Below are 25,173 nucleotides of genomic sequence, written 5' to 3' on the forward strand. Positions count from 1 at the left end.
CGGGCGTAGTGCGCCCGATGGGAACAGCCTGGAGTCTGAAATCCAATGCAAAATCAGCAAATCCGTATCAGGTTGAAGGCTTTCGACCATCGCCTGATCGACCAATCCACCCAGGAAATCGTGGAAACCGCGAAACGTACTGGTGCACAAGTGCGTGGTCCAATTCCACTGCCAACCCGCAAAGAGCGTTTCACCGTTCTGATCTCCCCGCACGTCAACAAAGACGCGCGTGATCAGTACGAGATTCGCACTCATAAGCGTGTTCTGGACATCGTCCAGCCAACGGATAAAACCGTTGATGCGCTGATGAAGCTTGATCTCGCGGCAGGCGTGGAAGTGCAGATCAGCCTCGGCTAAGACTTCGGTCTGGTCGTGTAACGCTCTGAAATGGGCGGCCATAGCGGGTGAAAGCCCCGTACACTCATGAGGTTTACAACATGACTATTGGTGTAGTCGGTCGAAAAGCGGGCATGACCCGTATTTTCACCGAAGAAGGTGTCTCCATTCCGGTCACGGTCATCGAGATCGAGCCGAATCGCGTCACCCAGTTCAAAACTGAAGAAACCGATGGCTACCGTGCAGTGCAAGTCACTGTCGGCGAGCGTCGTGCTTCGCGTGTGACTGCCGCTCAGGCAGGTCACTTCGCCAAGGCTAACGTTGCCGCTGGTCGCGGTGTCTGGGAGTTCCGTCTTGAAGAAGGCGATTTCCAGGCTGGCGATCTGATCAAAGCTGAACTCTTCACTGCAGGCCAGCTGGTAGACGTAACCGGTCAGTCCAAAGGTAAAGGCTTCGCCGGTACCATCAAGCGTTGGAACTTCCGTGGTCAGGACAACACCCACGGTAACTCCGTATCGCACCGTGTCCCTGGCTCCATCGGCCAGTGCCAGACTCCTGGTCGTGTATTCAAGGGCAAGAAAATGTCCGGTCACATGGGCGCCGAGCGCGTGACTGTTCAGTCCCTGGAAGTAGTACGCGTAGACGCTGAACGCAACCTGCTGCTGATCAAGGGTGCCGTCCCAGGCGCTACTGGCGGCGACGTGGTCGTGCGTCCGGCTGTCAAGGCTCGCGGTTAAGGGGAAACTGACATGCAACTTAATGTAAATGACGCTCAGGCGATCGAAGTTTCCGAACTGACCTTCGGTGGCGAATTCAACGAGACGCTGGTACACCAAGCAGTCGTGGCCTACATGGCCGGCGGCCGTCAGGGCACCAAGCAGCAGAAGACCCGTTCTGACGTGGCCGGTGGCGGTAAGCGCCCATGGCGTCAGAAAGGTACTGGCCGCGCTCGTGCCGGTACTACCCGTGGTCCGATCTGGCGTGGCGGTGGTGTAACCTTCGCAGCTCGCCCTCAAGATCACTCGCAAAAGCTCAACAAGAAGATGTACCGCGCAGCCCTGCGCTCCATCCTCGCCGAGCTGGTGCGTAGCGACCGTCTGGTCGTGGTTCAGGACTTCGCTGTTGAAGCACCGAAAACCAAGGATCTGCTGAACAAGCTGAACGGCATGGGTCTGAACGACGTTCTGATCGTTTCCGACGCTGTTGATCAGAACCTGTACCTGGCTGCTCGCAACCTGCCGCACGTCGACGTACGTGACGTTCAAGGTTCCGACCCGGTCAGTCTGATCGCATACGAGAAAGTGTTGATCACTGTCTCGGCCGTGAAGAAATTCGAGGAGCTGCTGGGATGAACCAGGAACGCGTATTCAAAGTCCTCCTTGGCCCGCACGTTTCCGAGAAGGCTACCGTTCTGGCTGAGAAAAAAGGCCAGTTCGTATTCAAGGTTGCTACCGATGCAACCAAGCTGGAAATCAAGAAAGCTGTCGAAGGCCTGTTCAACGTAAAAGTTGAAAACGTGTCGACTGTTAACGTTCTGGGTAAAACCAAGCGTACCGCACGTGGTCTGGGCAAGCGTAATGACTGGAAGAAGGCGATCGTCTCCCTTCAGCCAGGCCAAGATCTCGATTTCAGCAGCAGTGCTGAGTAAGGAAGGGGTGCATCATGGCAATCGTTAAATGCAAACCGACTTCCCCTGGCCGCCGTTTTGTGGTCAAGGTGGTCAACAAGGAGCTGCACAAAGGCGCTCCTCACGCACCGCTGATCGAGAAAAAATCGAAGTCTGGTGGTCGTAACAACAATGGCCGCATCACCACTCGTCACGTTGGTGGTGGTCATAAGCAGCATTACCGTCTGGTCGACTTCCGTCGCAACGACAAAGATGGCATTCCAGCCACTGTCGAGCGTATCGAATACGACCCGAACCGTACTGCTCACATCGCCCTGCTGTGCTACGCAGACGGTGAGCGTCGCTACATCATCGCCCCTAAAGGCGTGAGCGCTGGCGACCAGCTGATCGCAGGTGCCCTGGCCCCAATCAAGGCCGGTAACTCCCTGCAGCTGCGCAACATCCCAGTAGGTAGCACCGTTCACGGCATCGAACTGAAGCCGGGTAAAGGTGCTCAGATCGCTCGTTCCGCTGGTGCTTCCGCTCAGCTGATCGCGCGTGAAGGCGTCTACGTGACTCTGCGTCTTCGCTCTGGCGAAATGCGTAAAGTACTGGCTGAGTGCCGTGCGACCCTGGGCGAAGTCTCGAACTCCGAGCACAGCCTGCGTTCGCTGGGTAAAGCGGGTGCCAAACGCTGGCGCGGCGTTCGCCCAACCGTTCGTGGCGTTGCCATGAACCCGGTTGACCACCCGCATGGTGGTGGTGAAGGTCGTACCTCCGGTGGTCGTCATCCGGTATCGCCATGGGGCTTCCCAACCAAGGGTGCTAAAACCCGCGGTAATAAGCGTACCGACAACATGATCGTCCGTCGTCGCAAGTAACTAGAGGGATACGACAGTGCCACGTTCTCTGAAAAAAGGTCCTTTTATCGATCTTCACCTGCTGAAGAAGGTCGAAGTGGCGGTGGAGAAGAACGATCGCAAGCCAGTTAAAACCTGGTCGCGCCGTTCGATGATCCTGCCACAAATGGTCGGTCTGACCATCGCGGTACACAACGGTCGCCAACACGTCCCCGTTCTCGTGAACGAAGACATGGTCGGCCACAAACTGGGCGAGTTCGCCGGTACCCGCACCTACCGCGGGCACGTGGCTGACAAGAAAGCCAAGCGTTAAGGGGTAAGGAAATGGAAGTAGCCGCTAAGTTGTCGGGCGCTCGCATCTCCGCCCAGAAAGCCCGCTTGGTCGCCGACCAGATCCGCGGGAAGAAGGTGGGCGAAGCGCTCAACCTGTTGGCCTTCAGCAGCAAAAAAGCCGCTGAAATCATGAAGAAAGTCCTCGAGTCGGCCGTTGCCAACGCCGAACACAACGAAGGCGCTGACGTTGATGACCTGAAGGTCTCCACCGTCTTCGTCAACGAAGGGCGTTCGCTGAAGCGCATCATGCCACGTGCCAAAGGCCGTGCTGATCGCATCGTCAAGCGGTCTTGCCATATCACTGTCAAGGTTGCGGACAAGTAACGGAGTCGATCAGATGGGTCAGAAAGTACATCCCACTGGCATTCGCCTGGGAATCGTCAAGGAGCACACCTCCGTCTGGTACGCAGACGGCGCGACTTACGCAGATTACCTGCTGAAGGATCTGCAAACTCGCGAGTACCTCCAGGACAAACTAAAAAGCGCGTCCGTTAGCCGTATCGATATTCATCGTCCGGCTCAAACTGCACGCATCACCATCCACACCGCTCGTCCCGGTATCGTTATCGGCAAGAAAGGTGAAGATGTTGAGAAGCTGCGTCAGGACCTGACCAAGCAGATGGGTGTGCCTGTGCACATCAACATCGAAGAGATCCGCAAGCCGGAACTCGACGCCATGCTGGTTGCTCAGAGCGTAGCCCAGCAGCTGGAACGCCGCGTAATGTTCCGTCGCGCCATGAAGCGCGCCGTACAGAACGCCATGCGTATTGGTGCCAAGGGCATCAAGATCCAGGTGAGCGGTCGTCTCGGCGGTGCCGAGATCGCACGTACCGAGTGGTATCGCGAAGGTCGTGTGCCTCTGCACACCCTGCGTGCCGATATCGACTACAACACCTACGAAGCTCACACCACCTACGGTGTGATCGGTGTGAAGGTTTGGATCTTCAAAGGCGAAGTGATTGGTGGTCGCCAGGAAGAGCTGAAGCCTCAAGCACCAGCGCCTCGTAAAAAAGCTGCTAAGTAAGGGGTACGCCAAATGTTGCAACCAAAGCGTACAAAATTCCGCAAGCAGATGACTGGCCACAACCGTGGTCTGGCACTGCGCGGTAGCAAGGTCAGCTTCGGCGAATTCGCTCTGAAAGCTGTCGCTCGCGGTCGTCTCACCGCTCGCCAGATCGAGTCGGCACGTCGTGCCCTGACCCGTCACGTAAAACGTGGCGGCAAGATCTGGATCCGTGTGTTCCCGGACAAGCCGGTTACCAAGAAGCCTCTCGAAGTGCGGATGGGTAAAGGTAAGGGTTCCGTGGAATACTGGGTTGCCCAGATCCAGCCAGGCAAAGTCCTGTACGAGATCGAGGGTGTTTCTGAAGAGCTGGCGCGCGAAGCTTTCGCCCTGGCTGCTGCAAAGCTGCCTCTCGCCACCTCCTTTGTTAAGCGGACGGTGATGTGATGAAAGCGAATGAACTTCGTGAAAAATCGGCACAGCAACTGAATGAGCAACTGCTCGGCTTGCTGCGCGACCAGTTCAATCTGCGCATGCAGAAAGCAACTGGCCAGTTGGGGCAGTCGCACCTGCTCTCGCAAGTTAAGCGTGACATCGCTCGCGTGAAAACTGTGCTCAACCAGCAGGCAGGTAAGTGATCATGGCTGAAGCTGAAAAAACCGTCCGTACGCTGACTGGCCGTGTCGTCAGCGACAAAATGGACAAGACCATCACCGTTCTGATCGAGCGTCGCGTCAAGCACCCGATCTACGGTAAATACGTTAAGCGTTCGACTAAGCTGCACGCGCACGACGAATCCAACCAGTGCAAGATCGGCGACAAGGTTTCCATCCGTGAAACCCGTCCGCTGGCCAAGACCAAGTCCTGGGCACTGGTTGAAGTCCTCGAACGCGCTGTTGAAGTCTAAGGGCTAGGGGTCGGAGAAATTTTATGATTCAGACTCAATCCATGCTCGATGTGGCCGATAACAGCGGCGCTCGTCGCGTCATGTGCATCAAGGTGCTCGGCGGTTCCCACCGCCGTTACGCCGGCATCGGTGACATCATCAAGGTTACCGTCAAGGAAGCAATTCCGCGCGGTAAGGTCAAAAAAGGCCAAGTGATGACCGCTGTTGTCGTCCGTACCCGTCACGGTGTACGTCGCGCTGACGGTTCCATCATTCGTTTCGACGGCAACGCTGCTGTTCTGCTGAACACCAAGCAAGAGCCGATCGGCACTCGCATCTTCGGGCCAGTGACCCGTGAACTTCGTACCGAGAAGTTCATGAAGATCGTCTCGCTCGCCCCTGAAGTGCTCTAAGGAGATCCGACATGCAAAAGATTCGTCGTGACGACGAGATCATCGTGATCGCCGGCAAAGACAAAGGTAAGCGCGGTAAGGTGCTGAAGGTTCTGGCTGATGACCGTCTGGTCATCGGTGGTGTGAACCTGGTCAAGCGTCATACCAAGCCTAACCCGATGGCGGGCGTCCAGGGCGGTATCGTCGAGAAAGAAGCGCCTCTGCACGCTTCCAACGTTGCCATCTTCAATGGCGAAACCAACAAGGCTGACCGCGTTGGTTTCAAAGTAGAAGACGGTAAGAAAATTCGTGTCTTCAAGTCGACCCAAAAAGCGGTTGATGCTTGAACACTGCTAGGTAGAAGACCATGGCACGACTGAAAGAGATTTACCGGAACGAAATCGCTCCTAAGCTTAAGGAAGAACTTAAGCTGTCGAACGTGATGGAAGTTCCGCGCGTTACCAAGATCACCCTGAACATGGGTCTGGGCGAAGCGATCGGCGACAAGAAAGTCATCGAGCACGCTGTTGCCGACCTGGAAAAGATCACCGGTCAAAAGCCGGTCGTGACTTTCGCTCGTAAATCCATCGCGGGCTTCAAAGTCCGTGAGGGCTGGCCGATCGGCGTCAAGGTGACCCTGCGTCGCGACAAGATGTACGAATTCCTGGACCGCCTGCTGGCGATCTCCCTGCCTCGGGTTCGCGACTTCCGCGGCCTGAATGCCAAGTCCTTCGATGGTCGTGGCAACTACAGCATGGGCGTGAAAGAGCAGATCATCTTCCCGGAAATCGACTACGACAAGATCGATGCTCTGCGCGGTTTGGACATCACCCTGACCACCACTGCTCGTTCGGACGACGAAGGCCGCGCTCTGCTGCGTGCTTTCAAGTTCCCGTTCCGCAACTGATTGGAGTAGGAAAATGGCCAAGAAGAGCATGAAAAACCGCGAGCTGAAGCGTCAGCTCACGGTAGCCAAGTTCGCTAAAAAGCGTGCTGAGCTGAAAGCGACCATCGTCAACCTGAACGCCTCTCCAGAAGAGCGTTTCGCTGCCGTTGTCGCCCTGCAGAAGCAACCACGTGACGCCAGCGCCTCGCGCCTGCGTAACCGTTGCCGCCTGACCGGTCGTCCGCACGGCGTGTACCGCAAGTTCGGCCTCGGTCGTAACAAGCTGCGCGAAGCCGCCATGCGTGGTGACGTGCCAGGTCTGGTCAAGGCCAGCTGGTAATTCAGCTGGCGTGATCGCCGGCGGGAGGGGAGTGATCTTCCGACCGCCGGTGACCTCGCAACGAAACAAGCCCCTATATGGGGCTTGTTTCGTTTCTGCCTTGTGTCTAGAATGACCGGCTCACCCGAGCCTGGGTTTTTTGCCCTGCGCGCTCGGGTGGTTGTGATAGCCGCAAGGCTAATAATTCTTGTATCAGGAGCATCTAGCCCATGAGTATGCAGGACCCGTTAGCGGACATGCTAACTCGCATCCGTAATGCCCAGATGGCTGAAAAGTCTGTCGTAAGCATGCCTTCCTCCACCCTGAAGGTCGCGGTTGCCAAAGTACTGAAAGACGAAGGTTACATCGCTGGCTACGAAGTCACTGGTGAAGCCAAGCCTTCCCTGTCGATCGAACTGAAGTACTTCGAAGGCCGTCCGGTCATCGAGGAACTGAAGCGTTCCAGCCGTCCTGGCCTGCGCCAGTACAAGGCCGTCTCTGAGCTGCCGAAAGTACGTGGCGGCCTGGGCGTGTCTATCGTCTCCACCAACAAAGGTGTGATGACTGACCGCGCTGCGCGCGCTGCCGGTGTCGGCGGCGAAGTTCTGTGCACAGTGTTCTAAGGGGAGATAGGCATGTCTCGCGTCGCTAAGAACCCCGTTAAGCTGCCAGCAGGCGTCGAAGTCAAATTCGCCGGTCAGCAGCTTTCGGTGAAGGGTGCCAAGGGCACTCTCGAACTGAACGTTCACTCGTCTGTTGAAGTTACCGAAGAAGCTGGTGAGCTGCGTTTCTCCGCTCGCAACGGTGACCAGCAAGCTCGCGCCATGGCCGGTACCACCCGCGCCCTGGTGAACAACATGGTCCAGGGCGTAAGCCAAGGCTTCGAGCGCAAGCTCCAGCTGGTCGGTGTTGGTTACAAGGCACAGGCCAAAGGCACCGTCCTGAACCTGGCTCTGGGCTTCTCGCACCCAGTGGATTACGAACTGCCAGCCGGTATCACCGCTGAAACCCCAAGCCAGACCGACATCCTGATCAAGGGTATCGACAAGCAGCTGGTAGGTCAGGTGGCCGCTGAAGTCCGCGGTTTCCGTCCGCCAGAGCCTTACAAGGGCAAGGGTGTGCGTTACGCGGACGAAGTAGTCCGTCGTAAAGAAGCCAAGAAGAAGTAGGGCCTAGCAAATGACCGACAAAAAAGTTACTCGACTGCGTCGCGCTCGCAAAGCACGCCTGAAAATGCACGAGCTCGAAGCCGTGCGTCTGTGCGTGTTCCGCTCCTCGCAGCACATCTACGCCCAGGTCATTTCGGCCGACGGCAGCAAGGTTCTGGCAAGCGCCTCGACCTTGGACAAAGAACTGCGTGATGGCGCCACCGGCAACATCGACGCGGCCACTAAGGTTGGCAAGCTGGTAGCTGAGCGTGCGAAAGCCGCCGGTGTATCTCAAGTTGCCTTTGACCGTTCCGGCTTCAAGTACCATGGCCGCGTCAAAGCGCTGGCTGATGCTGCTCGTGAAGGCGGGCTGGAGTTCTAAGTTATGGCAAATAACGATCAAAAGCGCGACGAAGGCTACATCGAGAAGCTGGTTCAAGTTAACCGCGTAGCCAAAACCGTAAAAGGCGGCCGTATCTTCACCTTCACCGCGCTGACCGTGGTAGGTGATGGCAAGGGCCGTGTTGGCTTCGGCCGTGGCAAATCGCGCGAAGTACCTGCCGCGATCCAGAAAGCCATGGAAGCTGCCCGTCGCAACATGATTCAGGTTGACCTGAAAGGCACCACCCTGCAGTACGCCACCAAGGCCGCCCACGGCGCCTCGAAGGTCTACATGCAGCCTGCCTCGGAAGGTACCGGTATCATCGCCGGTGGCGCAATGCGTGCCGTCCTGGAAGTTGCTGGTGTTCAGAACGTCCTGGCCAAGTGCTACGGTTCGACCAACCCGGTGAACGTGGTTCATGCCACCTTCAAGGGTCTGAAAGCCATGCAATCCCCTGAGTCCATTGCTGCCAAGCGCGGCAAGACTGTCGAGGAGATCTTCTGATCATGGCAACCGTAAAAGTAACGCTGATCAAGAGCGTCTCGGGCCGTATCCCTAACCACAAGCTGTGCGTTAAGGGTCTGGGTCTGCGTCGCATCGGTCACACTGTAGAAGTCCAGGATACTCCCGAGAACCGCGGGATGATCAACAAGGCCTACTACATGCTGAAGGTCGAGGGCTAATCAATGAAACTCAATGATCTGAGTCCAGCGCCGGGTTCCCGTCGCGAGAAGCACCGTCCGGGCCGTGGTATCGGTAGCGGTCTGGGTAAAACCGGTGGCCGTGGCCACAAAGGTCAGACCTCCCGTTCCGGTGGTTCCATTGCTCCAGGCTTCGAAGGCGGTCAACAGCCGCTGCACCGTCGCCTGCCGAAGTTCGGCTTCGTTTCCCTGAAAGCCATGGACCGCGCTGAAGTGCGTCTGTCCGAGCTGGCCAAGGTGGAAGGCGATCTGATCACCGTTCAGTCCCTCAAGGACGCCAACGTGATCGGCCAGCACGTACAGCGCGTGAAAATCATGCTGTCGGGCGAAGTCACTCGCGCAGTCACCCTCAAGGGTATCGCCGTCACCAAAGGTGCACGTGCGGCTATCGAAGCAGCTGGCGGCAAGTTCGAGGAATAAATGGCTAAGCAAGGTGCTCTCTCTTCGCTCGGTAAGGGCGGGATGTCGGAACTCTGGGCTCGTCTGCGTTTTCTGTTCATGGCGATCATCGTCTATCGAATCGGCGCGCACATCCCGGTACCAGGCATTAACCCGGACCGTCTCGCGGATCTGTTCCGGCAGAATGAGGGGACCATTCTTAGCTTGTTCAACATGTTTTCCGGCGGCGCGCTGGAGCGCATGAGCATTTTTGCACTGGGGATCATGCCGTACATCTCGGCGTCGATCATCATGCAGCTCATGACCGCTGTCAGCCCGCAGCTGGAGCAGTTGAAGAAGGAAGGTGAAGCTGGCCGTCGCAAGATCAGCCAGTACACCCGCTACGGCACCGTTATCCTGGCGCTGGTTCAAGCCATTGGCATGTCCATTGGCCTGGCCAACCAGGGCGTGGCGTTTTCTGCAGGCCTCGGCTTCCATGTCGTCGCCGTCTCCACTTTCGTGGCGGGCGCGATGTTCATGATGTGGCTGGGCGAGCAGATCACCGAGCGCGGTGTGGGCAACGGTATCTCGATGTTGATCTTCGCAGGTATCGTTGCCGGTCTTCCGAGAGCAATCGGGCAGTCTTTCGAGTCTGCGCGTACAGGCGATATCAACATCTTCGCCCTGGTCGCAATCGGTTTGCTGGCAGTAGCGATTATCGGCTTCGTGGTGTTCATCGAGCGTGGTCAGCGTCGTATCGCCGTTCACTACGCCAAGCGTCAGCAGGGCCGCAAGGTCTTCGCTGCGCAGACCAGCCACCTGCCGTTGAAGGTGAACATGGCGGGCGTAATCCCGGCCATTTTCGCGAGCAGCATTCTGCTGTTCCCGGCTTCGCTGGGTGCCTGGTTCGGTCAGTCCGAGGGTATGGGCTGGCTGCAGGACATCTCGCAGTCGATCGCTCCTGGTCAGCCGTTGAACATTCTGCTGTTTAGTGCAGGGATCATTTTCTTCTGCTTCTTCTACACAGCGTTGATGTTCAACCCGAAAGACGTAGCGGAAAACCTGAAGAAGTCCGGTGCCTTTATTCCGGGTATCCGTCCTGGTGAGCAGTCGGCACGCTACATTGATGGCGTCCTGACCCGTTTGACCATGTTCGGTGCTCTTTACATGATGGCCGTCTGCCTTCTGCCCCAGTTCCTGGTGGTGGCAGCAAACGTGCCGTTCTACCTTGGCGGGACCTCGTTGCTGATTGTGGTAGTGGTTGTGATGGACTTCATGTCCCAAGTACAATCGCACCTCGTTTCGCACCAGTACGAATCCCTGATGAAGAAAGCCAACCTGAAAGGCTACGGCGGCAGCGGTCTGCTGCGCTGATTTAGCCCCTTAAGGTTCGAGGAGTCGGTAATGAAAGTTCGTGCATCGGTGAAAAAGCTGTGCCGTAACTGCAAGATCATTCGTCGCGAAGGTATCGTGCGCGTGATCTGCAGCGCGGAACCGCGTCACAAGCAGCGCCAAGGCTGAGTGTGATCTGCGCTTCAAACCCAGCAGCTAGTGTGCTGCTGGGTTGATTATTCGTTTCTACAGCGATATTATCTCGCGCCCTATTTCTTGGCTTCCGGGGCGTAGGTAGCTGTCAATTGGAGTCCCACTGAATGGCCCGTATTGCAGGCGTCAACATTCCAGATAACAAGCATACTGTTATCTCGCTGACCTACATCTATGGTGTCGGTCGCACAACTGCACAGAAGATCTGTGCAGACGCTGGTGTCAACCCAGCCGCTAAGATCAAGGATCTGAGCGACGAGCAAATCGAAACCCTGCGTGGCGAAGTCGCGAAGTTCACCACCGAAGGTGACCTGCGTCGTGACATCAACATGAAGATCAAACGCTTGATGGACCTGGGTTGCTACCGCGGCCTGCGTCATCGTAAAGGTCTGCCGGTTCGCGGTCAGCGCACCAAGACCAACGCACGCACCCGTAAGGGCCCGCGTAAGCCGATCCGCAAGTAATCGCCCAGGAATATAGACATGGCAAAACCTGCTGCTCGTCCTCGTAAGAAAGTCAAAAAGACAGTGGTTGATGGCATCGCCCACATCCATGCGTCTTTCAACAACACCATCGTGACCATCACCGACCGTCAGGGCAACGCACTGTCCTGGGCTACTTCCGGTGGTTCGGGTTTCCGTGGTTCGCGCAAATCCACCCCGTTCGCAGCCCAGATCGCTGCTGAGCGTGCTGGTCAAGCTGCGCTGGAATATGGTCTGAAGAACCTCGACGTCAACGTCAAGGGTCCAGGTCCAGGTCGTGAATCCGCCGTTCGTGCACTGAACAGCTGCGGCTACAAGATCGCCAGCATCACCGACGTGACGCCAATCCCGCATAACGGGTGCCGTCCGCCGAAGAAGCGTCGCGTGTAATCAGGAGACAGATAAATGGCACGTTACATTGGTCCAAAATGCAAACTGTCTCGCCGTGAAGGCACTGACCTGTTCCTGAAGAGCGGCGTTCGCGCTCTGGAATCGAAGTGCAACATCGAAGCAGCCCCAGGTATCCACGGCCAGCGCCGTGGCCGTCAGTCCGACTACGGTACCCAGCTGCGCGAGAAACAAAAAGTTCGTCGTATCTACGGCGTACTGGAGCGTCAATTCCGCGGTTACTACCAAGCGGCTGCCTCGAAGAAAGGCGCCACCGGTGAGAACCTGCTGCAGATGCTCGAGTGCCGTCTGGATAACGTCGTCTACCGTATGGGCTTCGGCTCGACTCGTTCCGAGTCCCGTCAGCTGGTTTCGCACAAAGCGATCAGCGTCAACGGTAAGACTGTAAACATTCCATCCTACCAAGTTCGTCCGGGTGACGTGGTCTCGGTTCGCGAGAAGTCGCTGAACCAGCTGCGCATTGTTCAAGCCCTTGAACTGTGCGCCCAGCGTGGCCGCGTTGAGTGGGTAGACGTGGATGCTGCTAAAAAGTCGGGCGTTTTCAAGAACGTTCCTGCTCGCAGCGACCTGTCCGCCGACATCAACGAAAACCTGATTGTCGAGCTCTACTCCAAGTAAGGGCTAGAAAATAGGTGCATCCATGCAGATTTCGGTAAATGAGTTTCTGACACCCCGCCACATCGATGTGCAGGTTGTCAGTCCAACCCGCGCCAAGATCACGCTCGAGCCTCTCGAGCGTGGCTTCGGCCATACCCTGGGCAACGCGCTGCGCCGCATCCTGTTGTCCTCCATGCCTGGCTGTGCAGTAGTCGAGGCCGAGATCGACGGCGTACTCCATGAGTACTCCGCGATCGAAGGTGTACAGGAAGACGTCATTGAAATCCTGTTGAACCTGAAAGGCCTGGCTATCAAACTGCACGGTCGTGACGAAGTTACGCTGACCTTGTCGAAAAAGGGTTCGGGGGTGGTTACCGCTGCCGATATTCAGCTGGATCACGATGTCGAGATCGTCAACCCCGATCACGTAATCGCGAACCTGGCGTCCAACGGCGCCCTGAACATGAAGCTCACCGTAGCTCGTGGTCGCGGTTACGAGCCGGCCGACTCCCGTCAGACTGACGAAGACGAAAGCCGCAGCATTGGTCGCCTTCAGCTGGACGCTTCGTTCAGCCCGGTGCGTCGTATCGCCTATGTGGTCGAGAACGCCCGTGTTGAACAGCGTACCAACCTGGACAAGCTGGTCATCGATCTGGAAACCAACGGTACCCTGGATCCTGAAGAGGCTATCCGTCGTGCCGCGACCATCCTGCAACAGCAGCTGGCCGCGTTCGTCGACCTCAAAGGTGACAGCGAGCCGGTTGTGGTCGAGCAGGAAGACGAGATCGATCCGATCCTGCTGCGCCCGGTTGACGACCTGGAACTGACCGTACGTTCGGCCAACTGCCTCAAGGCGGAGAACATCTACTACATCGGCGACCTGATTCAGCGTACCGAAGTAGAGCTGTTGAAGACTCCTAACCTGGGCAAGAAGTCCCTGACTGAAATCAAGGACGTCCTGGCCTCCCGTGGTCTGTCTCTCGGCATGCGCCTCGACAACTGGCCGCCTGCAAGTCTTAAGAAGGACGACAAGGCGACTGCCTGATCGTCGTAATCACCGAACGTAGTGTTTGGTAAGGAATGAATCATGCGTCATCGTAAAAGTGGACGTCACCTGAGCCGTACCAGCTCTCACCGCAAGGCTATGTTCCAGAACATGGCAGTGTCGCTGATCGAGCACGAGCTGATCAAAACCACCCTGCCGAAAGCCAAGGAACTGCGCCGCGTTGCCGAGCCGCTGATCACCCTGGCCAAGGAAGACAGCGTAGCCAACCGTCGTCTGGCCTTCGACCGTACCCGTTCGAAGTCCGCCGTTGGCAAACTGTTCAACGATCTGGGCAAGCGCTACGCCACCCGTCAAGGCGGCTACCTGCGCATCCTGAAGTGCGGTTTCCGCGCTGGCGACAACGCGCCTATGGCGTACGTCGAGCTGGTTGATCGTCCAGTCGGTGGTGCTGTAGAAGCTGCCGAGTAAGACGTTCTGTCTGCTACAAGAAACCGGGCCTAGTGCCCGGTTTTTTGTGTCTATATCAATTGAAAATATCTATCGAAACTAGAATTTCAATGAATTAGTTAATGGAATCATGCTCGCGGATACTCCTCTACATACCGCCTAGCCGGCGATTAGAGACCGATAAGGAGAGCCCATGAGCAAGATTCTGACCACCGCCAGCGGTGCACCTGTAGCCGACAACCAGAATTCCCGTTCCGCAGGCCCTCGCGGCCCGTTGCTGCTCGACGATTTCCACCTGATCGAGAAGCTCGCCCACTTCAACCGCGAGAACATTCCCGAGCGGCGCGTGCACGCCAAGGGCTCGGGCGCCTATGGTACCTTCACTGTCACCCGCGATATCACTGACCTGTCCTGCGCCAAGCTGTTCAGCACCGTGGGCAAGCAGACCGAGACATTCCTGCGGTTCTCCACAGTGGGCGGTGAGCGTGGCTCGGCCGACACCGAGCGCGATCCTCGGGGCTTTGCGGTCAAGTTCTACACCGAGGAAGGTAACTGGGATATCGTCGGCAACAACACGCCGGTGTTCTTCATCCGTGACCCGTTGAAGTTCCCTGACTTCATCCACACCCAGAAGCGCCACCCGCAGAGCAACCTGAAGAATGCCCAGATGATGTGGGACTTCTGGTCGCATTCGCCCGAAGCGCTGCACCAGGTCACCATCCTGTTCTCCGACCGTGGAATTCCGGATGGCTACCGCCACATGCACGGCTTTGGCAGCCACACCTACAGCTTGATCAACGACAAGGGCGAGCGTACGTGGGTGAAGTGGCACTTCAAGACCCAGCAAGGCATCAAGAACCTGGCCCCGGCGGATGCTGCGCGCCTGGCGGGTACTGATCCTGACTACGCCCAACGAGACCTGTTCGAGGCCATCGAGCGTGGCGACTTCCCACGTTGGACAGTCTGCATTCAGGTCATGAGCGAGGCCGAGGCCGCGAATCGCCAGGAGAACCCGTTCGACGTGACCAAGACCTGGTCGCAGAAGGACTACCCGCTGATCGAAGTGGGCGTGTTGGAGCTGAATCGCAACCCGCTCAATTACTTCGCCGAGGTGGAGCAGGCGGCCTTCGGTCCGAGCAATATGGTCCCAGGTGTCGGCCTGTCGCCCGACCGCATGCTACAAGGCCGCGTGTTCGCCTACGCCGATGCCCATCGCTACCGCGTGGGTACCAACCACCAGCAGTTGCCGGTCAATGCACCGCGCAGCCCAGTGCACAGCTACCAGCGTGACGGTGCCATGGCCACGGGCAGCTACGGTGGCGCACCGAACTATGAGCCGAACAGCTATGGCGATGCGCCGAAGCAGTCGCCACGTCACGCGGAGCCAGCACTGGCATTGAACGGCGCGGCTGATCGCTACGATCACCGCGAGGACAACGACTATTACAGCCATGCTGGTGCGCTGTTCCGCCTGATGAGCGATGAGCAGCGAGCGCTGTTGATCAGCAACATTGCCGGGACCCTCGCCGGGGTCAGTGAGGATGTGGTGCAGCGTCAGCTGCAACACTTCTTCAAGGCCGACCCAGCGTATGGTGAAGGTATCGCCAAGGCCTTGGGCATGAATCTCGCCTAAGTCGAAGTGATAAGAAGAACCGCCCTCATTTGGGCGGTTTTTCAATGAAAATCACTACCGTTCAACCATTTTTTTGCATCTTATTGCGCATTTCTCAGTGACCGCGAGCAGAAGCTGGTTCAAACTATGTTCATTGACGCATTCACAGGGAGAAGCAGGGCGATGCAAGGTCACCCGGACGTAATCAACTACCTCGTCACGTTGCTCAAAGGCGAGCTGGCCGCGCGCGACCAGTACTTCATTCACTCGCGGATGTACGAAGACTGGGGGCTGGGCAAGCTCTACGAGCGTATCAACCACGAGATGGAAGAAGAGACCCAGCACGCCGATGCGCTAATGCGCCGTATCCTGATGCTCGAAGGTACGCCCGACATGCGCGCCGACGACCTGGAAGTGGGCACCACCGTGCCGGAGATGATCGAGGCCGACTTGAAGCTCGAGTACAAGGTCCGCGCCGCGTTGTGCAAGGGCATCGAGCTGTGCGAACTGCACAAGGACTACATCAGCCGCGACATTCTGCGCGCGCAACTGGCGGATACCGAAGAAGATCACACCTACTGGCTGGAGAAGCAGCAAGGGTTGATCAAGGCCATTGGCCTGGAGAACTACCTGCAATCGCAGATGTGATCGGGCGGCCCTGTTCGCCGGCAAGCCGGCTCCTACGGGGGCCCAGGTGCGCCGCTCTTCTGTAGGAGCCAGCTTGCTGGCGAACAGGTCGGTGCAGGCCACACAAAAAAAGCCCCTGGCATTCAACGATGCCAGGGGCTTTTTCATATCAGGTCAGGCCCGATCTCGCTCAAGCAGTGGCTTGAGGTAATGCCCGGTGTAAGACTGCTTCTGCTCGGCCAGTTCCTCAGGCGTACCACAGGCGATGATCTGGCCACCCTTGGAGCCACCCTCCGGCCCCAGGTCCACCAACCAGTCGGCGGTCTTGATCACATCCAGGTTGTGCTCGATCACCACCACGGTGTTGCCGTGGTCGCGCAGGCGGTGCAGTACGTCGAGCAATTGCTGGATGTCGGCGAAGTGCAGGCCGGTAGTGGGCTCGTCAAGGATGTACAGGGTCTTGCCGGTATCGCGCTTGGACAGCTCGCGCGACAGCTTGACCCGTTGCGCCTCGCCACCGGACAGCGTGGTCGCCGACTGCCCCAGCTTGATGTAGGAAAGCCCCACGTCCATCAGCGTCTGCAGCTTGCGCGCCAGGGCAGGGACCGCGTCGAAGAACTCGCGGGCATCCTCGATGGTCATTTCCAGCACCTCGTGGATGTTCTTGCCCTTGTACTTGATCTCCAGGGTTTCGCGGTTGTAGCGCTTGCTCTTGCACACGTCGCAGGGCACGTAGATGTCCGGCAGGAAGTGCATCTCCACCTTGATCAGGCCATCGCCCTGGCAGGCCTCGCAGCGGCCTCCCTTGACGTTGAACGAGAAGCGCCCAGGCCCGTAGCCGCGTGAGCGGGCCTCCGGCACGCCGGAGAACAGCTCGCGGATTGGCGTGAAGATGCCGGTGTAGGTGGCTGGATTGGAGCGCGGGGTGCGGCCGATTGGGCTCTGGTCGATATCGACCACCTTGTCCAGGTGCTGCAGGCCGTCGACGCTGGCGTGCGGCGCCGCCTCCAGGCTGCTCGCGCCATTGAGGGCAGTGGCGGCGAGAGGGAACAGGGTGTTGTTGATCAGTGTCGACTTGCCCGAGCCGGACACGCCGGTCACGCAGGTCAGCAGGCCGATCGGCACGTCCAGGTCGACGTTCTGCAAGTTGTTGCCGCGCGCGCCCTTGAGCTTGAGCGACAGCTTCTTGTTGCGCGGGGTGCGCTTGGCAGGCACGACGATCTTCTTGCGCCCGGACAGGTATTTGCCGGTCAGCGAATCAGGGTGCGCCATGACCTCTTCCGGCGAGCCCTCGGCGACGATCTGCCCGCCGTGCACGCCAGCACCTGGGCCGATGTCCACTACATAGTCGGCCAGGCGGATGGCGTCCTCGTCGTGCTCCACCACGATCACGGTGTTGCCTAGGTCGCGCAGGTGGTTGAGGGTGGCCAGCAGGCGGTCGTTGTCGCGCTGGTGCAAGCCGATGGACGGCTCGTCGAGGATATACATCACGCCCACCAGGCCGGCGCCGATCTGGCTGGCCAGGCGGATGCGCTGGGCTTCGCCGCCGGACAGGGTGTCGGCGCTGCGATCGAGCGTCAGGTAGTCGAGGCCGACGTTGACCAGGAACTGCAGACGCTCGCAGATCTCCTTGAGGATCTTCGCGGCAATTTCACCGCGGCGGCCGGTCAGGGTCAGGTCGCCGAAATACGTGCTCGCTTCGCCGATTGGCAGGTTGGTGACTGCCGGCAGGGTTTTCTCGCCCACCCACACATGCCGCGCCTCACGGCGCAGGCGCGTGCCACGGCAGTCGGGGCAGGGCTGGGTGCCGAGGAACTTGGCCAGCTCCTCGCGCACGGTGGCCGACTCGGTCTCGCGGTAGCGGCGCTCGAGGTTGGGCACGATACCCTCGAACGGGTGCGAGCGCTTGACGATGTCGCCACGGTCGTTGAGGTACTTGAAGTCGACGCTCTGCTTGCCGCTGCCGTGCAGGATCACTTTCTGATGATCGGCAGAGAGCTCGCCGAAGGGTTCTTCAAGGCTGAAGCCGTAGTGCGCGGCCAGTGAGCCGAGCATCTGGAAGTAATAGACGTTGCGCCGGTCCCAACCGCGTATCGCGCCCTCGGCGAGGGTGAGTTCGGCGTTGACCAGGCGCTTGGTGTCGAAGAACTGCTTCACCCCCAGGCCATCGCAGGTCGGGCAGGCGCCGGCCGGGTTGTTGAAGGAGAACAGCTTGGGTTCCAGCTCGCTGATGGCATGGCCGCAGATCGGACAGGCGAAGCGCGCGGAGAAGATCACTTCCTCGCCTTCCTCGTCATCCATCGGCGCCACGAGGGCGATACCGTCGGCCAGCTTGAGCGCCGTCTCGAACGATTCGGCCAGGCGCTGCTGCAGGTCGGCACGGACCTTGAAACGGTCCACCACCACATCGATGCTGTGCTTCTTCTGCTTATCCAGCTTGGGCAGTTCATCGAGCTCGTAGAGCTTGCCGTTGACCCGCGCGCGCACGAAACCCTGGGCGCGCAGCTCGTCGAACACCGCCAGGTGCTCGCCCTTGCGCTCGCGGATCACCGGGGCCAGCAGCATCAGCTTGCTGCCTTCGGGTTTTTCCAGCACCAGGTCGACCATCTGGCTGATCGTTTGCGCTTCCAGCGGGATGTCGTGGTCCGGGCAGCGTGGCGTGCCGACCCGTGCATAGAGCAGGCGCAGGTAGTCGTAGATCTCGGTGATGGTACCGACAGTCGAGCGCGGGTTGTGCGACGTCGACTTCTGCTCGATGGAGATGGCCGGTGACAGGCCTTCGATGGTATCGACGTCGGGCTTTTCCATCATCGACAGGAACTGCCGGGCATAGGCCGACAGCGATTCCACGTAGCGGCGCTGGCCTTCGGCGTACAGGGTGTCGAATGCCAGGGACGACTTGCCGGAACCGGACAGGCCGGTGATCACGATCAGCTTGTCCCGCGGTAGCGTGAGGTCGATGTTCTTCAGGTTGTGGGTGCGTGCCCCACGGATCAGGATCTTGTCCACTGCGGCCTCGCTCGGCGGGCATAAACACAGGAGTATACGGCGCGCTGCCAGTACGCGGCAAAGCGTCACGTATATGCCGTCAACGCGTCGGACTGATAGAATCGCCGCCGGTTCACACGAGGTTATTCCATGCACGACACCCACAACGAGCGCATGAGTGGCAGCGAAACCCGCGCCGCTAGCGGCCTGGCCCTGGTCTTTGCCTTTCGTATGCTGGGCATGTTCATGGTACTGCCGGTGCTGGCCACCTACGGCATGGACCTGGCCGGCGCCACCCCCGCGCTGATCGGCCTGGCCATCGGCGCCTATGGCCTGACCCAAGCCGTGTTGCAGATTCCGTTCGGGGTGATTTCCGACCGCATCGGCCGTCGCCCGGTGATCTACCTGGGGCTGGTGATCTTCGCTCTGGGCAGCGTGCTGGCGGCTCAGGCCGATTCGATCTGGGGCGTGATCGCCGGGCGTATCCTGCAAGGCGCGGGCGCTATTTCCGCGGCGGTGATGGCGCTGCTTTCCGACCTCACCCGCGAACAGCACCGGACCAAGGCCATGGCGATGATCGGCATGAGCATCGGCTTGTCGTTCGCCGTGGCGATGGTGATCGGGCCGCTGTTGACCCGCGCCTTTGGCTTGTCAGGATTGTTCCTCGCTACCGCAGGACTTGCCCTGGTTGGTATCGCCCTGATCGCCTTCGTTGTGCCCAACACCCACAGCACCTTGCAGCATCGCGAATCCGGCGTGGCCCGCCAGGCCCTCGGCCCGACCCTGCGTCATCCGGACCTCCTGCGCCTGGATGTGGGCATCTTCATCCTCCATGCCATTCTCATGGCCAGCTTCGTGGCGCTGCCGCTGGCGTTCGTCGAGCGCGGCGGGTTGCCGAAAGAGCAGCACTGGTGGGTGTACCTGACCGCGCTGCTCGTCTCATTTTTTGCAATGGTCCCGTTCATCATCTACGGCGAGAAGAAGCGCAAGATGAAACGCGTGCTGCTCGGGGCGGTCAGTGTGTTGCTGCTGGTGGAGGTGTTCTTCTGGCAGTGGGCTGACAACTTGCGCGGACTGGTGATCGGCACCGTGGTATTCTTTACTGCCTTCAACCTGCTGGAGGCATCCTTGCCTTCGCTGGTCAGCAAGGTGTCGCCCGCCGGCGGCAAAGGGACTGCGATGGGGGTGTACTCCACCAGCCAGTTCCTGGGTGCCGCGCTGGGAGGAATCATCGGTGGCTGGTTGTTCCAGCACGGTGGCCTGAGCATGGTGTTCCTCGGTTGCGCGGGCCTGTGTGCGGTGTGGCTGTTCACTGCATTGCGCATGAACGAGCCGCCCTACGTGACCAGCCTGCGCATGCCGCTGACGCCGGAGGCGGTCCGGGAAGCCGGGCTGACCGAGCGCTTGATGGCCGTGCCGGGTGTGACCGACGCCGTGGTGGTGGCAGAAGAAGCCGCCATCTATATCAAACTGGATACGAAAATTTTGGACCGTACGACCCTCGAGCGTCTGGTGAACCCAGCCTCTTCGGCGTGCGAAGCCTAGGAGAACGTTATGGCCCGTGGGGTTAACAAAGTCATTCTGGTCGGTACCTGCGGTCAGGATCCCGAAGTCCGCTACCTGCCCAACGGTAACGCCGTGACCAACCTGAGCCTGGCCACCAGCGAGCAGTGGACCGACAAGCAGTCCGGGCAGAAGGTCGAGCGTACTGAATGGCACCGCGTGTCGCTGTTCGGCAAGGTTGCCGAGATCGCCGGCGAGTACCTGCGCAAAGGTTCGCAGGTGTACATCGAAGGCAAGCTGCAGACCCGCGAGTGGGAAAAAGACGGTATCAAGCGCTACACCACCGAGATCATCGTCGACATGCAGGGCACCATGCAGCTGCTCGGTGGCCGTCCGCAGAACCAGCAGCAGGGCGGCGATCCGTACAACCAGGGTGGCGGCAACTACAACCAGGGTGGCCAGCAGCAGTACAACCAGGCGCCGCGCCAGCAGGCGCCGCGCCCGCAGCAGGCTCCTCAGCGTCCGGCACCGCAGCAGCCTGCCCCACAGCCGGCCGCTGACTTCGACAGCTTCGACGACGATATTCCGTTCTAAGCCTGAAGTGTGACCGCTGGTTGCGAGCCCCCGGGACGAAAGTTTCGGGGGTTTTTTGTTGCCGAGTACACCGGCGTGGTACTCAGTTCGAAACTGCAGCGCATGTGAAAACAACTTGATGGCACTATGCCATAGTTGAGGCATTTCGTCGGTTTAACAGTGCGCCTTCGTTCTGATCGTAACTTTTCCGACAGGTATTCCAGAAAAAAACGCAGCACGAAAACGCTGCGATTTTTTTTAATGGCTGTTAAATTTTTCAAAGAGTTATCCACGATACCTGATTGAGTTTCGTCAATAACTTTTGCAGTTGCCTCAGGGATAATATTAGTCGGCATCAGGGAAACCCTGAGATGGTGTTTTCATTCCGCTTTTGCCTATCCTTTTGAGTGGTTGCAATGTGGCATTGATGGCATTAGGCTATTCATCCGCTTGACCACCTGTTCACTGGATTGTGAACTGAATCGATAGAACTTCCCGACAGCAAAGTTTTGGAACTCCGGTTCCGGAACCAATGTGCGAGTTCTAAATGCGAGAAATGGATGTCTTATTCTTCTAAACTGGCTGCGCGCTATCTCGAACTCGGCAAGAATGCCGTCTCGCCGGGCTCCTTCGGTGGTGACGACGTGCGCTTCTCCACCGAGTTCGAAGCCCTCGAAGGTGAGCTGACCCGGGCCCAGTCGATCCATGCCAGCGGCCAGGTGGACTGGCTGAAGATCCTCGAGAACAGTGAAGCGCTGCTACGCGACCAGTCCAAGGATCTGCGCGTGGCCTCCTGGCTGACCTGGGCCCTGTTCCAGCGCGAATCCTACGCCGGCCTGCTGGCGGGTATCAGCCTGCTGCGCGAGCTGTGCGAGCACCATTGGGACGACGTCCACCCCGCCAAACCCCGTACCCGTTCCGCCGCCATCGGTTGGCTGGTGCCGCGCCTCGAGCAGGCGCTGGGCGCCGACATCGCGATCAAGGAGCAGTTGCCGCTGTTCCAGCAGATGGTCGAGCAACTGGCTGGCCTGGAGGCGGCGTTGTCTGCCCGGCTGGGCGACGATGCGCCGCTGCTGCTGCCCATCTGCCGCGCCCTCAAGGGCCAGGTCCAGCGTTCGGCCGACAACGAGCCGCAGCCCGGCGCGGTCGGCGCCATCGTCGCCCAGGTCAAGCAGGCGGCCACCCAGCTGTTCACCCCGGGCGAGCCGGTAGAGAACGAGAAGGATGCGAATAAAGCCCTGCGCGCCCAGCAAGAGCAGGGCCGGCAGCTGTGCGTGTGGTGGCAGCGACAGAAAGCCACCGACCTGCGCGCCCTGCGCCTGAACCGCACGCTGCTGTGGCTGCCCATCGAGGCGATGCCCGAGCGTAACGCCGAAAACGTCACCGCCTTGCGCGGCCTGCCCGCCGACAAGCTCAAGAGCTACCGCGAGCGTTTCGAACAGGGCAACTACGCCGACCTGCTGGTGGAACTGGAGAACAGCGTGGCCAAGGCGCCGTTCTGGTTCGATGGCCAGCGCCTGGTGTGGGAATGCTGCCAGGCCCTGAACGTCGAGGCCGGCATGCGCGAGGTGGAGATGAACTTCGCCTCGCTGCTGCAGCGCCTGCCCAGCGTGATCGAGCTGAAGTTCCATGACGGCACCCCCTTCGCCGACCCCGAGACCCGCGCCTGGGTCGCCGCCCAGGTCACCCCTCACTTGCAGGCCGAGGTGGCTCAGCCGGTGGCCGAGCCCGGCATGCGCCAGATGCCCTGGGAGGAAGCCCTGGAGGCGGTGCAGCCGATCCTGCGCAAGGATGGCCTCAAGAGCGCGGTGCAACACCTCAAACAGCAGATGCAGGGCGCCCACGGCGGGCGCGAGCGCTTTTTCTGGCAACTCAGCCAGGCGCGCCTCTGCTACACGGCCAAGAAATACGAACTGGCCAAGACCCAGCTGGAAGCCCTCGACGAGCAACTGCGCCAATCCGGCGTGGATGCCTGGGAACCCGACCTGTCGCTGCAGGTGCTGCACCTGCTGCATACCTGTTGCGAGCTGCTGCCGCAGAACCATGTGGTGCGCGAACGCAAGGACGAGATCTACCGCCGACTGTGCCATCTCGATCTCGAAGTCGTACTCGAATAGGCCCAAGGGCCATAACCCTCAAGGAGAAAACCAATGGCCAAAGAAGGCTCGGTAGCCCCCAAGGAACGCATCAACGTCACGTTCAAACCCGCCACCGGTGGGGCTCAGGAAGAGATCGAACTGCCGTTGAAACTACTGGCGATCGGTGACTACACCCTGCGTGCCGACGATCGCAAGATCGAAGACCGCAAGCCGATCAGCATCGACAAGATGAACTTCGACGAGGTGCTGGCCAAGCAGGAACTGAGCATGACCCTGGCCGTGCCCAACCGCCTGCAGGAAGGTGCCGAAGGCGACGAGCTGGCGGTCAGCCTGCGCGTCAACACCATGAAGGACTTCAACCCGGCCAGCCTGGTCGAGCAAGTGCCGGAGCTGAAGAAGCTGATGGAACTGCGTGAAGCCCTGGTTGCCCTGAAAGGCCCGCTGGGCAACGCCCCGGCGTTCCGCAAGGCCATCGAAGGCGTGCTGGCCGACGGCGAGTCCCGCGAGCGCGTGCTCGGTGAGCTGGGCCTGAACGCCGCGCCTGACGCCTGATCCCCCTAGTCAAGGAAGCTAATTGCCATGAGCACCGCCGCACAACAACAGAGCGCCGAGAACAGCGAATTCAGCATTCTCGACAGCATCATCGCCGAAACCCGCCTGACCCCGGACGACGAAGCCTACGACATCGCCAAGCGTGGCGTGTCGGCCTTCATCGAAGAGCTGCTCAAGCCGCAGAACGACGGTGAGCCGGTCAAGAAGGCGCTGGTCGACCGCATGATCGCCGAGATCGATGCCAAGCTCAGCCGCCAGATGGACGAGATCCTCCACCACCCGGACTTCCAGGCCATGGAATCGGCCTGGCGCGGGCTGCAGCTGCTGGTCGATCGCACCAACTTCCGTGAAAACATCAAGATCGAGATCCTCAACGTCTCCAAGCAGGACCTGCTGGACGACTTCGAAGACTCGCCGGAAGTGATGCAGGCTGGCCTGTACAAGCATATCTACACCGCCGAATACGGCCAGTTCGGTGGCCAGCCGGTCGGCGCGGTCATCGCCAACTACTACCTGTCGCCGAGCTCGCCTGACGTCAAGCTGATGCAGTACGTCTCCAGCGTCTCCTGCATGTCCCACGCGCCGTTCATCGCCGCTGCCGGCCCGAAATTCTTCGGCCTGGAAAGCTTCACCGGTCTGCCGGACCTGAAGGACCTGAAGGATCACTTCGAAGGCCCGCAGTTCACCAAGTGGCAGAGCTTCCGCGAGTCCGAGGACGCGCGCTACATCGGCCTGACCGTGCCGCGCTTCCTGCTGCGCAACCCGTACGACCCGGAGGAGAACCCGGTCAAGTCGTTCGTCTACAAGGAAACCGTGGCCAACAGCCACGAGCACTACCTGTGGGGCAACACTGCGTACGCCTTCGGTACCAAGCTCACCGACAGCTTCGCCAAGTTCCGCTGGTGCCCGAACATCATCGGCCCGCAGAGCGGTGGCGCGGTGGAAGACCTGCCGCTGCACCACTTCGAGAGTATGGGCGAGATCGAGACCAAGATCCCGACCGAAGTGCTGGTGTCCGACCGTCGCGAGTACGAGCTGGCCGAAGAGGGCTTCATTGCCCTGACCATGCGCAAGGGCAGCGACAACGCGGCGTTCTTCTCGGCCAACTCGGCGCAGAAACCGAAGTTCTTCGGTATCAGCGCAGAAGGCAAGACCGCCGAGCTGAACTACAAGCTGGGCACCCAGCTGCCGTACATGATGATCGTCAACCGCCTGGCCCACTACATCAAGGTCCTGCAGCGCGAGCAGCTGGGCTCCTGGAAGGAACGCACCGACCTGGAGCTGGAACTGAACAAGTGGATCCGCCAGTACGTGGCCGACCAGGAGAACCCGAGCGCCGAAGTACGTGGCCGTCGTCCGCTGCGCGCCGCCCAGGTGATCGTCAGCGACGTGGAAGGTGAGCCGGGTTGGTACCGCGTCAGCTTGAACGTGCGTCCGCACTTCAAGTACATGGGTGCCGACTTCACCCTGTCGCTGGTCGGCAAGCTGGACAAGGAGTAAGCGT

General features: G+C 59.4%; 36 protein-coding genes. 35 read left to right on the plus strand and 1 reads right to left on the minus strand.

Translation table 11 applies throughout. The features are described 5' to 3' along the window. The first annotated feature begins 45 nt into the window (after positions 1-45). The 30 genes from rpsJ (at position 46) to bfr (ending at position 15,975) form a co-directional block, all read left to right on the plus strand. Entirely contained in the window at positions 46-357 is a 312-nt protein-coding gene (gene rpsJ, locus PSEEN_RS25910; protein ID WP_003103876.1) for a 30S ribosomal protein S10, read from the plus strand. A gap of 80 nt (positions 358-437) precedes the next feature. After that, positions 438-1,073: a 50S ribosomal protein L3 gene (gene rplC / locus PSEEN_RS02275; RefSeq protein WP_011531887.1), complete on the plus strand. Its 636-nt coding sequence runs from the start codon at positions 438-440 to the stop codon at positions 1,071-1,073. A 12-nt stretch (positions 1,074-1,085) separates the two neighbouring features. Beyond that, the gene (gene rplD / locus PSEEN_RS02280; RefSeq protein ID WP_008089819.1) at positions 1,086-1,688 is read left to right on the plus strand and encodes a 50S ribosomal protein L4; all 603 of its coding nucleotides are present in this window, start codon (positions 1,086-1,088) and stop codon (positions 1,686-1,688) included. Continuing rightward, positions 1,685-1,984: a 50S ribosomal protein L23 gene (gene rplW / locus PSEEN_RS02285; RefSeq protein WP_003255484.1), complete on the plus strand. Its 300-nt coding sequence runs from the start codon at positions 1,685-1,687 to the stop codon at positions 1,982-1,984. The genes rplD and rplW overlap by 4 nt, the downstream gene beginning before the upstream one ends. Before the next feature lie 14 nt (positions 1,985-1,998). Then, positions 1,999-2,823, plus strand: coding sequence for a 50S ribosomal protein L2 (rplB, locus tag PSEEN_RS02290; protein ID WP_011531888.1), 825 nt, complete (start codon positions 1,999-2,001; stop codon positions 2,821-2,823). Positions 2,824-2,839: 16 nt separating this feature from the next. After that, complete coding sequence (gene rpsS, locus PSEEN_RS02295; protein WP_003255482.1) at positions 2,840-3,115, plus strand: 30S ribosomal protein S19; 276 nt, start codon at positions 2,840-2,842, stop codon at positions 3,113-3,115. Between the two features lie 11 nt (positions 3,116-3,126). Further along, positions 3,127-3,459 carry a 50S ribosomal protein L22 gene (gene rplV / locus PSEEN_RS02300; RefSeq protein WP_003103908.1) on the plus strand — a complete coding sequence of 111 codons (333 nt, stop codon included), beginning with the start codon at positions 3,127-3,129 and terminating at the stop codon, positions 3,457-3,459. A gap of 13 nt (positions 3,460-3,472) precedes the next feature. Continuing rightward, complete coding sequence (rpsC, locus tag PSEEN_RS02305) at positions 3,473-4,159, plus strand: 30S ribosomal protein S3 (RefSeq protein WP_011531889.1); 687 nt, start codon at positions 3,473-3,475, stop codon at positions 4,157-4,159. Between the two features lie 12 nt (positions 4,160-4,171). Continuing rightward, entirely contained in the window at positions 4,172-4,585 is a 414-nt protein-coding gene (rplP, locus tag PSEEN_RS02310) for a 50S ribosomal protein L16 (RefSeq protein ID WP_009397508.1), read from the plus strand. After that, positions 4,585-4,776: a 50S ribosomal protein L29 gene (gene rpmC / locus PSEEN_RS02315; protein ID WP_002555481.1), complete on the plus strand. Its 192-nt coding sequence runs from the start codon at positions 4,585-4,587 to the stop codon at positions 4,774-4,776. The genes rplP and rpmC overlap by 1 nt, the downstream gene beginning before the upstream one ends. A 2-nt stretch (positions 4,777-4,778) precedes the next feature. Beyond that, entirely contained in the window at positions 4,779-5,045 is a 267-nt protein-coding gene (gene rpsQ, locus PSEEN_RS02320) for a 30S ribosomal protein S17 (protein WP_008089812.1), read from the plus strand. Positions 5,046-5,068: 23 nt separating this feature from the next. Then, positions 5,069-5,437 carry a 50S ribosomal protein L14 gene (gene rplN / locus PSEEN_RS02325; RefSeq protein ID WP_008089810.1) on the plus strand — a complete coding sequence of 123 codons (369 nt, stop codon included), beginning with the start codon at positions 5,069-5,071 and terminating at the stop codon, positions 5,435-5,437. Positions 5,438-5,448: 11 nt separating this feature from the next. Next, the gene (gene rplX / locus PSEEN_RS02330) at positions 5,449-5,763 is read left to right on the plus strand and encodes a 50S ribosomal protein L24 (RefSeq protein WP_003255476.1); all 315 of its coding nucleotides are present in this window, start codon (positions 5,449-5,451) and stop codon (positions 5,761-5,763) included. 20 nt (positions 5,764-5,783) lie between these two features. Next, complete coding sequence (rplE, locus tag PSEEN_RS02335) at positions 5,784-6,323, plus strand: 50S ribosomal protein L5 (RefSeq protein ID WP_003257095.1); 540 nt, start codon at positions 5,784-5,786, stop codon at positions 6,321-6,323. A gap of 13 nt (positions 6,324-6,336) precedes the next feature. Then, positions 6,337-6,642, plus strand: a complete 306-nt coding sequence (rpsN, locus tag PSEEN_RS02340; RefSeq protein WP_011531890.1) for a 30S ribosomal protein S14 — start codon at positions 6,337-6,339, stop codon at positions 6,640-6,642. Positions 6,643-6,851: 209 nt separating this feature from the next. Then, positions 6,852-7,244 carry a 30S ribosomal protein S8 gene (gene rpsH, locus PSEEN_RS02345; RefSeq protein ID WP_011531891.1) on the plus strand — a complete coding sequence of 131 codons (393 nt, stop codon included), beginning with the start codon at positions 6,852-6,854 and terminating at the stop codon, positions 7,242-7,244. A 12-nt stretch (positions 7,245-7,256) separates the two neighbouring features. Further along, complete coding sequence (gene rplF / locus PSEEN_RS02350; protein WP_011531892.1) at positions 7,257-7,790, plus strand: 50S ribosomal protein L6; 534 nt, start codon at positions 7,257-7,259, stop codon at positions 7,788-7,790. A 10-nt stretch (positions 7,791-7,800) separates the two neighbouring features. Then, positions 7,801-8,151 carry a 50S ribosomal protein L18 gene (gene rplR, locus PSEEN_RS02355; RefSeq protein WP_011531893.1) on the plus strand — a complete coding sequence of 117 codons (351 nt, stop codon included), beginning with the start codon at positions 7,801-7,803 and terminating at the stop codon, positions 8,149-8,151. 3 nt (positions 8,152-8,154) lie between these two features. Beyond that, the gene (gene rpsE, locus PSEEN_RS02360; RefSeq protein ID WP_011531894.1) at positions 8,155-8,655 is read left to right on the plus strand and encodes a 30S ribosomal protein S5; all 501 of its coding nucleotides are present in this window, start codon (positions 8,155-8,157) and stop codon (positions 8,653-8,655) included. Between the two features lie 2 nt (positions 8,656-8,657). Next, positions 8,658-8,834, plus strand: a complete 177-nt coding sequence (gene rpmD, locus PSEEN_RS02365) for a 50S ribosomal protein L30 (protein ID WP_011531895.1) — start codon at positions 8,658-8,660, stop codon at positions 8,832-8,834. A gap of 3 nt (positions 8,835-8,837) precedes the next feature. After that, positions 8,838-9,272 (plus strand): 50S ribosomal protein L15, encoded by a 435-nt coding sequence (gene rplO / locus PSEEN_RS02370; protein ID WP_011531896.1) that lies wholly within the window; start codon positions 8,838-8,840, stop codon positions 9,270-9,272. Continuing rightward, complete coding sequence (gene secY / locus PSEEN_RS02375) at positions 9,273-10,604, plus strand: preprotein translocase subunit SecY (protein ID WP_003255459.1); 1,332 nt, start codon at positions 9,273-9,275, stop codon at positions 10,602-10,604. A gap of 30 nt (positions 10,605-10,634) precedes the next feature. Continuing rightward, positions 10,635-10,751: a 50S ribosomal protein L36 gene (gene rpmJ, locus PSEEN_RS02380; RefSeq protein ID WP_011531897.1), complete on the plus strand. Its 117-nt coding sequence runs from the start codon at positions 10,635-10,637 to the stop codon at positions 10,749-10,751. Between the two features lie 131 nt (positions 10,752-10,882). Further along, entirely contained in the window at positions 10,883-11,239 is a 357-nt protein-coding gene (gene rpsM, locus PSEEN_RS02385) for a 30S ribosomal protein S13 (protein WP_003255457.1), read from the plus strand. Positions 11,240-11,257: 18 nt separating this feature from the next. Beyond that, entirely contained in the window at positions 11,258-11,647 is a 390-nt protein-coding gene (gene rpsK, locus PSEEN_RS02390) for a 30S ribosomal protein S11 (RefSeq protein ID WP_003255454.1), read from the plus strand. A 15-nt stretch (positions 11,648-11,662) separates the two neighbouring features. Further along, positions 11,663-12,283 (plus strand): 30S ribosomal protein S4, encoded by a 621-nt coding sequence (rpsD, locus tag PSEEN_RS02395; protein ID WP_011531898.1) that lies wholly within the window; start codon positions 11,663-11,665, stop codon positions 12,281-12,283. Positions 12,284-12,305: 22 nt separating this feature from the next. Next, positions 12,306-13,307, plus strand: a complete 1,002-nt coding sequence (locus PSEEN_RS02400; RefSeq protein ID WP_003255452.1) for a DNA-directed RNA polymerase subunit alpha — start codon at positions 12,306-12,308, stop codon at positions 13,305-13,307. 42 nt (positions 13,308-13,349) lie between these two features. Further along, the gene (gene rplQ, locus PSEEN_RS02405; protein WP_003255451.1) at positions 13,350-13,736 is read left to right on the plus strand and encodes a 50S ribosomal protein L17; all 387 of its coding nucleotides are present in this window, start codon (positions 13,350-13,352) and stop codon (positions 13,734-13,736) included. A 172-nt stretch (positions 13,737-13,908) separates the two neighbouring features. After that, positions 13,909-15,348: a catalase gene (locus tag PSEEN_RS02410; protein WP_011531899.1), complete on the plus strand. Its 1,440-nt coding sequence runs from the start codon at positions 13,909-13,911 to the stop codon at positions 15,346-15,348. 162 nt (positions 15,349-15,510) lie between these two features. Further along, positions 15,511-15,975 (plus strand): bacterioferritin, encoded by a 465-nt coding sequence (gene bfr, locus PSEEN_RS02415; protein ID WP_011531900.1) that lies wholly within the window; start codon positions 15,511-15,513, stop codon positions 15,973-15,975. Between the two features lie 153 nt (positions 15,976-16,128). On the opposite strand, the gene uvrA is transcribed toward bfr, so the two are convergent. Next, entirely contained in the window at positions 16,129-18,963 is a 2,835-nt protein-coding gene (uvrA, locus tag PSEEN_RS02420; protein WP_011531901.1) for an excinuclease ABC subunit UvrA, read from the minus strand. Between the two features lie 129 nt (positions 18,964-19,092). On the opposite strand from uvrA, the gene PSEEN_RS02425 reads away from it, so the two are divergent. The 5 genes from PSEEN_RS02425 to tssC all read left to right on the plus strand — a co-directional run bounded on the left by PSEEN_RS02425 (position 19,093) and on the right by tssC (position 25,169). Then, complete coding sequence (locus tag PSEEN_RS02425; RefSeq protein ID WP_011531902.1) at positions 19,093-20,487, plus strand: MFS transporter; 1,395 nt, start codon at positions 19,093-19,095, stop codon at positions 20,485-20,487. A 9-nt stretch (positions 20,488-20,496) separates the two neighbouring features. Continuing rightward, positions 20,497-21,039, plus strand: coding sequence for a single-stranded DNA-binding protein (locus PSEEN_RS02430; RefSeq protein ID WP_011531903.1), 543 nt, complete (start codon positions 20,497-20,499; stop codon positions 21,037-21,039). Positions 21,040-21,578: 539 nt separating this feature from the next. Continuing rightward, entirely contained in the window at positions 21,579-23,135 is a 1,557-nt protein-coding gene (gene tssA, locus PSEEN_RS02435; RefSeq protein ID WP_011531904.1) for a type VI secretion system protein TssA, read from the plus strand. 33 nt (positions 23,136-23,168) lie between these two features. After that, the gene (gene tssB / locus PSEEN_RS02440) at positions 23,169-23,669 is read left to right on the plus strand and encodes a type VI secretion system contractile sheath small subunit (RefSeq protein ID WP_011531905.1); all 501 of its coding nucleotides are present in this window, start codon (positions 23,169-23,171) and stop codon (positions 23,667-23,669) included. Between the two features lie 27 nt (positions 23,670-23,696). After that, positions 23,697-25,169 carry a type VI secretion system contractile sheath large subunit gene (tssC, locus tag PSEEN_RS02445; protein ID WP_011531906.1) on the plus strand — a complete coding sequence of 491 codons (1,473 nt, stop codon included), beginning with the start codon at positions 23,697-23,699 and terminating at the stop codon, positions 25,167-25,169. The last annotated feature ends 4 nt before the right edge of the window (positions 25,170-25,173 follow it).

The organism is Pseudomonas entomophila L48 (assembly GCF_000026105.1).
GTDB lineage: Bacteria > Pseudomonadota > Gammaproteobacteria > Pseudomonadales > Pseudomonadaceae > Aquipseudomonas > Aquipseudomonas entomophila.

What these genes read in the sequence shown, in the direction of transcription:
- rpsK (WP_003255454.1), top strand. Translation starts at nt 11,258, where the DNA reads ATGGCAAAACCTGCTGCTCGTCCTCGTAAGAAAGTCAAAAAGACAGTG.
- rplX (WP_003255476.1), top strand. Translation starts at nt 5,449, where the DNA reads ATGCAAAAGATTCGTCGTGACGACGAGATCATCGTGATCGCCGGCAAA.
- rplB (WP_011531888.1), top strand. Translation starts at nt 1,999, where the DNA reads ATGGCAATCGTTAAATGCAAACCGACTTCCCCTGGCCGCCGTTTTGTG.
- rpsD (WP_011531898.1), top strand. Translation starts at nt 11,663, where the DNA reads ATGGCACGTTACATTGGTCCAAAATGCAAACTGTCTCGCCGTGAAGGC.
- rplF (WP_011531892.1), top strand. Translation starts at nt 7,257, where the DNA reads ATGTCTCGCGTCGCTAAGAACCCCGTTAAGCTGCCAGCAGGCGTCGAA.
- PSEEN_RS02410 (WP_011531899.1), top strand. Translation starts at nt 13,909, where the DNA reads ATGAGCAAGATTCTGACCACCGCCAGCGGTGCACCTGTAGCCGACAAC.
- PSEEN_RS02430 (WP_011531903.1), top strand. Translation starts at nt 20,497, where the DNA reads ATGGCCCGTGGGGTTAACAAAGTCATTCTGGTCGGTACCTGCGGTCAG.
- rplD (WP_008089819.1), top strand. Translation starts at nt 1,086, where the DNA reads ATGCAACTTAATGTAAATGACGCTCAGGCGATCGAAGTTTCCGAACTG.
- rplN (WP_008089810.1), top strand. Translation starts at nt 5,069, where the DNA reads ATGATTCAGACTCAATCCATGCTCGATGTGGCCGATAACAGCGGCGCT.
- PSEEN_RS02400 (WP_003255452.1), top strand. Translation starts at nt 12,306, where the DNA reads ATGCAGATTTCGGTAAATGAGTTTCTGACACCCCGCCACATCGATGTG.
- rpsJ (WP_003103876.1), top strand. Translation starts at nt 46, where the DNA reads ATGCAAAATCAGCAAATCCGTATCAGGTTGAAGGCTTTCGACCATCGC.
- rplE (WP_003257095.1), top strand. Translation starts at nt 5,784, where the DNA reads ATGGCACGACTGAAAGAGATTTACCGGAACGAAATCGCTCCTAAGCTT.
- tssC (WP_011531906.1), top strand. Translation starts at nt 23,697, where the DNA reads ATGAGCACCGCCGCACAACAACAGAGCGCCGAGAACAGCGAATTCAGC.
- rpsH (WP_011531891.1), top strand. Translation starts at nt 6,852, where the DNA reads ATGAGTATGCAGGACCCGTTAGCGGACATGCTAACTCGCATCCGTAAT.
- rpmD (WP_011531895.1), top strand. Translation starts at nt 8,658, where the DNA reads ATGGCAACCGTAAAAGTAACGCTGATCAAGAGCGTCTCGGGCCGTATC.
- rplO (WP_011531896.1), top strand. Translation starts at nt 8,838, where the DNA reads ATGAAACTCAATGATCTGAGTCCAGCGCCGGGTTCCCGTCGCGAGAAG.
- rplP (WP_009397508.1), top strand. Translation starts at nt 4,172, where the DNA reads ATGTTGCAACCAAAGCGTACAAAATTCCGCAAGCAGATGACTGGCCAC.
- rpsN (WP_011531890.1), top strand. Translation starts at nt 6,337, where the DNA reads ATGGCCAAGAAGAGCATGAAAAACCGCGAGCTGAAGCGTCAGCTCACG.
- rpsM (WP_003255457.1), top strand. Translation starts at nt 10,883, where the DNA reads ATGGCCCGTATTGCAGGCGTCAACATTCCAGATAACAAGCATACTGTT.
- rplV (WP_003103908.1), top strand. Translation starts at nt 3,127, where the DNA reads ATGGAAGTAGCCGCTAAGTTGTCGGGCGCTCGCATCTCCGCCCAGAAA.
- rpsE (WP_011531894.1), top strand. Translation starts at nt 8,155, where the DNA reads ATGGCAAATAACGATCAAAAGCGCGACGAAGGCTACATCGAGAAGCTG.
- tssB (WP_011531905.1), top strand. Translation starts at nt 23,169, where the DNA reads ATGGCCAAAGAAGGCTCGGTAGCCCCCAAGGAACGCATCAACGTCACG.
- rplQ (WP_003255451.1), top strand. Translation starts at nt 13,350, where the DNA reads ATGCGTCATCGTAAAAGTGGACGTCACCTGAGCCGTACCAGCTCTCAC.
- bfr (WP_011531900.1), top strand. Translation starts at nt 15,511, where the DNA reads ATGCAAGGTCACCCGGACGTAATCAACTACCTCGTCACGTTGCTCAAA.
- rpsC (WP_011531889.1), top strand. Translation starts at nt 3,473, where the DNA reads ATGGGTCAGAAAGTACATCCCACTGGCATTCGCCTGGGAATCGTCAAG.
- rplW (WP_003255484.1), top strand. Translation starts at nt 1,685, where the DNA reads ATGAACCAGGAACGCGTATTCAAAGTCCTCCTTGGCCCGCACGTTTCC.
- PSEEN_RS02425 (WP_011531902.1), top strand. Translation starts at nt 19,093, where the DNA reads ATGCACGACACCCACAACGAGCGCATGAGTGGCAGCGAAACCCGCGCC.
- rplR (WP_011531893.1), top strand. Translation starts at nt 7,801, where the DNA reads ATGACCGACAAAAAAGTTACTCGACTGCGTCGCGCTCGCAAAGCACGC.
- rpmJ (WP_011531897.1), top strand. Translation starts at nt 10,635, where the DNA reads ATGAAAGTTCGTGCATCGGTGAAAAAGCTGTGCCGTAACTGCAAGATC.
- rpmC (WP_002555481.1), top strand. Translation starts at nt 4,585, where the DNA reads ATGAAAGCGAATGAACTTCGTGAAAAATCGGCACAGCAACTGAATGAG.
- tssA (WP_011531904.1), top strand. Translation starts at nt 21,579, where the DNA reads ATGTCTTATTCTTCTAAACTGGCTGCGCGCTATCTCGAACTCGGCAAG.
- rpsQ (WP_008089812.1), top strand. Translation starts at nt 4,779, where the DNA reads ATGGCTGAAGCTGAAAAAACCGTCCGTACGCTGACTGGCCGTGTCGTC.
- rplC (WP_011531887.1), top strand. Translation starts at nt 438, where the DNA reads ATGACTATTGGTGTAGTCGGTCGAAAAGCGGGCATGACCCGTATTTTC.
- secY (WP_003255459.1), top strand. Translation starts at nt 9,273, where the DNA reads ATGGCTAAGCAAGGTGCTCTCTCTTCGCTCGGTAAGGGCGGGATGTCG.